We start from the raw sequence: 7,153 nt of genomic DNA on the forward strand, positions 1-7,153 counted from the left end.
GGTCAGCAGCGCGCTCGGCAAGAACACCACGGCCCGGACGCCGCCGTAGGGGGAGCGGGAGTCGACCGACACGCGGAACCCGTAGCGGGCGGCGAGGACGCCCGCCACCGCGAACCCGATCTGCGGCGGGTCGCCGAGCCGGTGGACGTCCACCGACGTCTCGCCGGACAGCAACTCCGCCGCGCGCTGCAGCTCCTCGGCGTCCATCGCCACGCCCGCGTCGTCGATCATGATCGCGACGCCGTTGTGCGTGGACCGGAAGTTGACCTCGACGGTCGTGTCGGGACGCGAGTGCCGCGCCGCGTTGTCGAGCAGCTCCGCCAGCGTCAGCACGACCGGTTCCACGGCCCGGCTCGTCACCGCGCCGCCGATCGTCCCCTCCAGGTTGACGCGCAGGTAGTCGCGGATGCGGGAGGTCGCGCCGCGGACCACGTCGCTCAGCGAGGACGCCGACCGCTGCTGCCCCGGCCACGACCCGCACAGCACCGCCGTGGCCTGCGCGCGCCGCCCGAGCTGCGCGTTCATGTGGTCGATGCGGAGCAGGCCCTCCAGCACATCCGGGTCGTCGTGGCGCTCCTGCATGGCGGAGATGGCGAGCTGTTGCTCGTTCGCGAGGCTCTGCACGGTGCGCATCATCGCGCGCAGCGTCGCCTTCGCGGACTGGTCGGAGCGCTCCCGGACGCCTTCGGCGGCCCCGGCGAACAGCTCCATCACGGTGTGCAATGCCTTGTCGTAGGCGGGCGCCTCGCGCGTCAGGTCGTACAGGGGCCCGGCGACGTCCATGTCGGGGTTCGTCAGCGACTCCATCAGCTCCGGCAGCCGGACGTCCACCAGGTGCCGCAGCTCCCGCTCGCGCAGGTCGACGCCGCGGGCCAGCGCGGCGTTGCGCGTGCGGAGCTCGGCGGCCTCCCGCCGCTCGCGGACCAGCAGCATCGCGGCGGCGACACCCGCGCCGGCCACGATGACGAACGCCGTCGCCAAGAGGAATGTCTGCATCAGATCCTCGGTGCACACTTCGGGCGAGGCAGACGCGCAGGCCGCCTCATGGCCGGGTGGGGTGGGTTCCGGGCGGGTGCCGATACGCCGCGGTTTCGGCACCGTAAGGCGGAAATGCACGTGCGCGCTTGTGCATGCGCGCAAGGAAACTTGCGCCGCACGCATCCCCATGATCACGCGGCGTCCGAACCGCGTCACCTTCCGCAGGATTCGCCTGATAAAGGGCCGGGTGATCGTATACGCTCACCAGCGCTGGACGGATCGGCGGAGGAGCCTGCGTGGACGACTTCCTCGGCGGAGCCGTCCGCCAGAGCAGTGCCGCCTACCGGCTCGTCCTCTACCGGTCGGACCGCGCCGACCACACCCGGACGCCCGCCCGCACCCGCGGCGGCCACGGCCAGGCGGACGGCACCACCACACGGAACACCCCCGACGGCGACTACCGCTTCCTGCTGCCGCTGCACGGCGAGATGCTCCTGCTCCGCGACGGTTCCGAAGCGCGCCTGCGGCCCGGGACGGGCGGGCTCATCTCGCTGACCGCGCCGGTCCGGCTCGTCCCGCACCGGCCCGCCCGCGCCCTCGTCCTGACGATCCCCGCGCACGAGGTCGACCGGCGGCTGCCCCGCGCGCCCGCACCCGCCGCGCCGCTCGCCGCCGACCTCGACCTGTCCGCCGGGCTCGGCCGGGTCGTCGCCGACATGGTCCGGGCGGTCGGCGAGGAGCGCGAGACGCTCACCGCGCGGGAGTTCGACGCCGCCTGCGACCGGATCACCGAGCTGCTCTGCATCGTCGTCGCCGACTTCGCCACCGCCGAGCGGGACCGGCCGCCCGCGCCCGGCCATCTCGCCGAGGTGGAGGCGGTCGTGCGGCGGCACGTCCGCGAGCACGCCACCGACCCGGGCCTCACCGGCGCCGCGATGGCGAAGGTCCTCGGCTGGTCGCTGCGGCAGATCCAGCTCGCGCTGCAGCGCGCCGGGACGACACCGCGCGAGCTGATCCGCGAGGAGCGGCTGCGGCTCGTCCGGGACCGGCTGCGCGACCCGCTCGACCGGCACACGATCACCGACCTGGCGCACGCGACCGGGTTCTCCTCGGCGAGCGCGCTCAGCCACGCCTTCCGGCAGCGGTTCGGCATCAGCCCCCGTGAGCTGCGGGAACTGGAGCGCAGGCGGGCCGCGCGGGGCCACTAGAGGCGAGGGCGCCCGATTCGGTTGGCACGCATTTCCATTCTGCCGGGACCGATCCCGGGGTTACCATGCGGCAAGATCATGGCAACGGGGCGATGACGGTCAGGAGTGCGTTCGTGGACCTCGGGCCCCACCATCTCAGGATGATCGAAGCGATCGCCGCGACCGGCAGCATCAGCAAGGCCGCGGCCCGGCTCGGCCTCACCCAGCCCGCGGTCAGCACGATGCTGCGCCGCGTCGAGAGCCACCTGGGCGTGCAGCTGTTCGTCCGGTCGCCGGAGGGCGTCACGCCGACGCCGGTCGGGGCGGAGGTCGCCACCCGCGCCCGCGCGGCGCTGGCCAGCATCGACGACCTGAACGCCGCCCTCGCGCACCGGATCCGCGACCCGTCGGCGATGCCGCTGCTGCGCGTCGGGGTGCAGGCGTGCCCGGCGCTGACCCGGCTGAGCGACCATCTCGGCGCGCTGTCGCCGGTGTCACGGCTGCAGCTGCGCGTCGACCAGGGCGGGGGGCGCATCCCGGCGCTCCTCGCCTCAGGTGCCCTCGACGTCGGCCTCTTCCAGGAACCGGTCGACCACGTCCCGCGGCCCCGCGACGCGCGCGACGAGCTCGAACGGCTCGTCATCGTGGACCGCGAGCCCATCCTCGTCGGGGTGTCGTCGTCCAGCCCGCTGGCCGCGTGCGAGACCGTCGACCTCGCCGACCTCGCCGACCAGGACTGGCTCGACGACCCGCTCGACGACGGGCCGTGGCCCGCCTATGTCCGCGGGGTCTGCGCCGGTGCCGGGTTCCAGCCGCGGGTGCGGTTCTGGTCGAGCGATTGGCAGATATCCTCCTCCCTCATCCGGTCGGGACGCGCCATCGGGCTGTACCAGCCGTCCGCGAGCGCGCGCGAGGGGATCGTGTTCCGGCGCATCACCGGCGATCCGATCGTGCAGCGCGTCGTGCTGGTGTGGCGTCCCGAGGCCGAGAAGGCGGCGGAACGCCTGCGCGTCGTGTTCAGTGACATCTACCTGGACCTCGTCCGGGCTCAACCCGTTTTCCGTGACTGGTGGGACGACCATCCCGAGGCGCACCCCGGGCTCCCGGTCACCGCGGGACCGGTCCGGGCGGGACCGGTCGCCGCGGGACGGGATGCGGGTTCCGGAAAGGGGGGCGGTTCCCGGAACCCGCGGGCGGGCGGCTAGTAGCTGCCGCGGCGGCGCAGCGCGGCGGCGACGCCGGCGGCGGCGATCACCGCGCCGCCGGCGCCGAGCGCCATCAGCGCGGGCGCCGGGCCCCTGTCCGGCGCCCGGTCACCGACGCCGGTGGTGGGCGAGTAGCCGCCCAGTTTGCCGGACCGCTGATACTCGGACCCTGGGAGCTTGTCGCCGTACCGGAGGTTGACGAGCTTCTGGTACGACCCGACCGTGACGCCCTGCCCGACGGACGTCTTCGCCGCGTCGTTGAGGCCGGTCACGCGGCCGTCCTTCAGCCGGTACCAGGCGCGGATCTGCGGCTCGGTGAACACCGTGCCGCCGTCCGCCATCGCCGGGTAGGCGGCCTCGTCGTTGCCGGAGATGACGTTCGAGGCGACCCAGTTCTTGCCGGACTTCGTCAGCCACACCGTGGCCTGCTGCCCGGACGCCGACTTCGCGCCGACCGCCATGTAGACGAACGTCGCGACGGGAGCGTTCGGCGTGCCCTTCACGAACGCCGGGTTCAGCGAGTAGACGCGCTGGACGTCGCCCTGCAGCTGCGGCGCCTTTGCCGCTGCCGCCGCCTTGGAGACGTTCTGCGTCGTCGTCTTGCCGCTCTGGTGCTGGTCGAGGTTGACGAAGAACCTCCCGAGCCACTGCTTCGTGGCCTGGGACTCGGCGACCTTGGCCGCCGCGGCCTCGTCGGACGAGGGCGGTCCCGCGGCCATTGCCGCGTTCCCGCCGAGCAGGACGGTGCCGCCGATCAGGGTTGCGGCCGTGACCTTTGCAGTAGTGCGCATGTCAGGCTCCAACCTGCGAGAGGGCCTCGCCCCAGCGGAACTGGCCGTTGCTTCGGTAGCTGCTGTGGCTCATCTGCCCGTACCGGGGGCTGGACGGCCACGGGTCGCCGTAGGAGAGCGTCTGGCCGTTGTAGCCGTAGATCACCTGGGCGTGGCCGCCACCGGCGGTCCAGTAGATGCCGGTCTCGATCGGACGCTTCGCGTCGATCTCGGTCACCACGGCCTGGTAGGACAGCGGCCCGGTGACGACGCCGGCCGAGAGCCCGAGCTTCCGGAAGGCCGTCTGGTCCCACTGCAGGTAACCGGGCTGGTTCGGGCAGCGGCCGCCCTGGGGGAGGTTCCGCGCCATGTTGCAGAACTCGTTCTGGCTGACGTTGCCCTTCCCGTGGAACTTGGCGATCGTCAGGCCGCTGGCGGCCCAGCACCACTGGTTCTGCTCTTGGACCAACTGCGTGATCTGCAGTTCTCCTGCCGAGGCGACGCTGCCCGACATCGCAAGCGTGGCCGCTGCCACGCTCGCGGCGCCGACCGCGAATCGCCTGCGCGCCCGGGCGGGACGGGTACGCGTTGTCATTGGCTTCCGCCTTTTCTCCCGGCAATGCCGTGCACCCCTCACGCGGGCGAGTGCGCCGTCATCCCCTGGCTGGAGCGGTGCACTGCCGCTGCGGGGATGCTGCGCATCGAGCGGTCCCTACCGGTGCCGGGGGAACTCCGGGCTGGGAACCCCGCATGAGAGGCAAAGGGAACGCAGTAAAAGTCTCATTCGTCACCGAATTTCGGTAATGCCAGCAGGTCATAACAAGGCTCTATGGCCTTATTAGAGACAGGCGGCGGCCAGGGGGAGGGTGACGGTGATGTGGAGGCCGCCGGACCGGCGGGAGGTCGCGGTGACGTCGCCGCCGTGCGCCCGGACGATCGACTGGACGATCGACAGGCCGAGCCCCGCGCCCTTCGCGGTGACGATGCGGTCGCTGTCCATGCGGCGGAACGGCTCGAACAGGGCCGGGATCTCGTAGGGCGGGACGGTGGGCCCGGAGTTCGACACCTCCAGGACGGCGTGGCCGTCGCGCGTGCGGCACCCCACCTTCACCCAGCCGGATTCGCCGGTGTTGTGGCGCAGGCCGTTCTCCAGGAGGTTCTGCACCACGCGTTCGAGGAGCAGGGCGTCGCCGGTCGTGACGGCCTCGGCGGCGTCGGTCTCGACGGTGACGCCCGCGTCCTCGGCCTCCCGGGCGGTCTGGGTCGTCACGTGCCCCACGATGTCCGCGAGGTCGACGGGCGCGCGGGCGGTGATCGCGTTCTCGGAGCGGGCGAGCAGGAGAAGGCCGGTGATGAGGCGCTCGTGCCGCGAGTTGATCTGCAGGAGCGTCTCGCCGAGCTGGAGCACGTCCGGGGACGCCGATTCGCGGTGCATCGCCACCTCGACCAGCGCGCGGCCCAGCGTGAGCGGGGTGCGCAGCTCGTGCGAGGCGTTGGCGACGAAGCGGCGCTGCCCGTCGAAGGACCGGTCGAGCCGCTCGACCATCGTGTCGAAGGTGTCGGCGAGCTCCTTGACCTCGTCGCGCGGGCCTTCGAGGGCGATGCGCTCGTGCAGGACGCGGTCGGCGGCGGGCGACCCGGCGATGCGGCGGGCGGTCTCGGTGACGCGGTGCAGCGGGGCGAGGACCCGTCCGGCGATCAGCCAGCCGAACGCGGCCGCGGCCCCGCCGACGACGCCGAGCGCGATCGACCCCTGCGTGATGAGGGAGGCGACGGCCGCGTCGTGCAGCTCCTCGCGCTGCTTCCTCGCCAGCCGCTCCGCCTCGCCCATCAGCGCGGGGTCGTCGCCGAAGACGCGGTTCTGCGGCTCCGTCCGCGTGGGCGTGGGCGTGGCGGTGGGGCTCGCCGGTGGGAGCTGGCTCGTCCGGGCGGTGAGGATCTTCGTGCCCGACCGGGACAGGTCCTGGTTGAACAGCGCGTAGGTGACGCCGAGGAGCACCACCCCGGCGACGAGGAACAGGCCGCCGTAGGTGAGGGTCAGGCGGGCGCGCAGCGACAGCCTCATGGGATCCGGTACCCCGCTCCCTTGACGGTCTCGACGACGGGCGGGTCGGCGAGCTTGCGGCGCAGCTTCAGGACGGTGAGCCGCACGGCCCCGGTGAACGGGTCGGCGTGCTCGTCCCACGCCTTCTCCAGCAGCCGCTCGGCGGAGACGACGGCGCCGTCCGCGAGGAGCAGCTCGGTGAGGACGGCGAACTCCTTCTTCGCGAGCGGGACGTAGCGGCCGTCCCGGAACACCTCGCGGCGCGCCGGGTCGAGGGTGATGCCCGCGCGGCGCAGCGTCGGCGGCGCGGCGGGACGGCACCGGCGGGCCAGGGCGCGGACGCGGGCGGCCAGTTCGGGGAACGCGAACGGCTTGGTCAGGTAGTCGTCCGCGCCGAGCCCGAGGCCGTCGACCCGGTCGGTGATCTCCGCGGCGGCCGTCAGCATCAGGACCCGCGCCGTGCCCTCGCCGTCCACGATCGCGCGGCAGACGTCGTCGCCGTGCACGAGCGGGAGGTCGCGGTCCAGGACGACCACGTCGTAGTCGTTGACGCCGACGCGCTCCAGGGCCGCCGCGCCGTCGTAGGCGAGGTCGACGGCGTGCGCGTCGTCCCGCAGCCATTCGGCGATCGCGTCGGCGAGAAGCCGCTCGTCCTCCACCACCAGCACCCGCATGGGCCCCCCTTCCACACCTGTTCCGCCCGTGATGCTGCCTTACCGGCTGTTTCGTTTCCGTTAGTGATCGCGGAGGGACGAGCAGGCCGGATCGGGGAAACGGAGGGGAAACGCGCGGACGGGTTGCATCGCTCATCGCCGGCCGGAACCGATCCGGCCGCCGAGACGAGGAGAACGCGACATGCGACTGCGGATACTGGCGGCGCTGCCGCTCGCGCTCACCCTGGCGCTGACCGGGTGCGGCGACGACGGCGAGTCGGGAGGGGTGGCGTCGGCGGGCGGCGCGAAGCAGACC

7 protein-coding genes are annotated in these 7,153 nt (G+C 72.8%); 2 read left to right on the forward strand and 5 right to left on the reverse strand.

Annotated features, from left to right (window positions below; translation table 11 throughout):
• Positions 1–996: ATP-binding protein (locus E1264_RS37820; RefSeq protein WP_132181581.1), on the reverse strand; the 996-nt coding region annotated here is incomplete at its 3' end.
• Between the two features lie 278 nt (positions 997–1,274).
• Between E1264_RS37820 and E1264_RS37825 the strand changes: the two genes are divergently transcribed.
• Both E1264_RS37825 and E1264_RS37830 read left to right on the forward strand, forming a co-directional pair.
• Positions 1,275–2,186 carry a helix-turn-helix domain-containing protein gene (locus E1264_RS37825; protein WP_243711420.1) on the forward strand — a complete coding sequence of 304 codons (912 nt, stop codon included), beginning with the start codon at positions 1,275–1,277 and terminating at the stop codon, positions 2,184–2,186.
• Positions 2,187–2,326: 140 nt separating this feature from the next.
• Complete coding sequence (locus tag E1264_RS37830) at positions 2,327–3,370, forward strand: LysR family transcriptional regulator (protein WP_165964585.1); 1,044 nt, start codon at positions 2,327–2,329, stop codon at positions 3,368–3,370.
• Here the strand turns inward: E1264_RS37830 and E1264_RS37835 are convergent.
• From E1264_RS37835 to E1264_RS37850, 4 genes are all read right to left on the reverse strand, one after another.
• A complete protein-coding gene (locus E1264_RS37835; protein ID WP_132181586.1) occupies positions 3,367–4,161 on the reverse strand; it encodes a hypothetical protein in 795 nt (264 codons plus the stop codon). The genes E1264_RS37830 and E1264_RS37835 overlap by 4 nt on opposite strands.
• Before the next feature lies 1 nt (position 4,162).
• Positions 4,163–4,735 (reverse strand): papain-like cysteine protease family protein, encoded by a 573-nt coding sequence (locus E1264_RS37840; protein ID WP_132181588.1) that lies wholly within the window; start codon positions 4,733–4,735, stop codon positions 4,163–4,165.
• Positions 4,736–4,978: 243 nt separating this feature from the next.
• On the reverse strand, positions 4,979–6,205 hold the full coding sequence (locus E1264_RS37845; RefSeq protein WP_132181590.1) for a HAMP domain-containing sensor histidine kinase: 1,227 nt from the start codon (positions 6,203–6,205) through the stop codon (positions 4,979–4,981).
• Positions 6,202–6,858, reverse strand: a complete 657-nt coding sequence (locus E1264_RS37850; protein WP_132181592.1) for a response regulator transcription factor — start codon at positions 6,856–6,858, stop codon at positions 6,202–6,204. Before E1264_RS37850 ends, E1264_RS37845 begins: the two co-directional genes overlap by 4 nt.
• Positions 6,859–7,153: the final 295 nt, after the last annotated feature.

This window comes from Actinomadura sp. KC216 (assembly GCF_004348535.1).
In the GTDB taxonomy this organism is placed as follows: Bacteria; Actinomycetota; Actinomycetes; order Streptosporangiales; family Streptosporangiaceae; genus Spirillospora.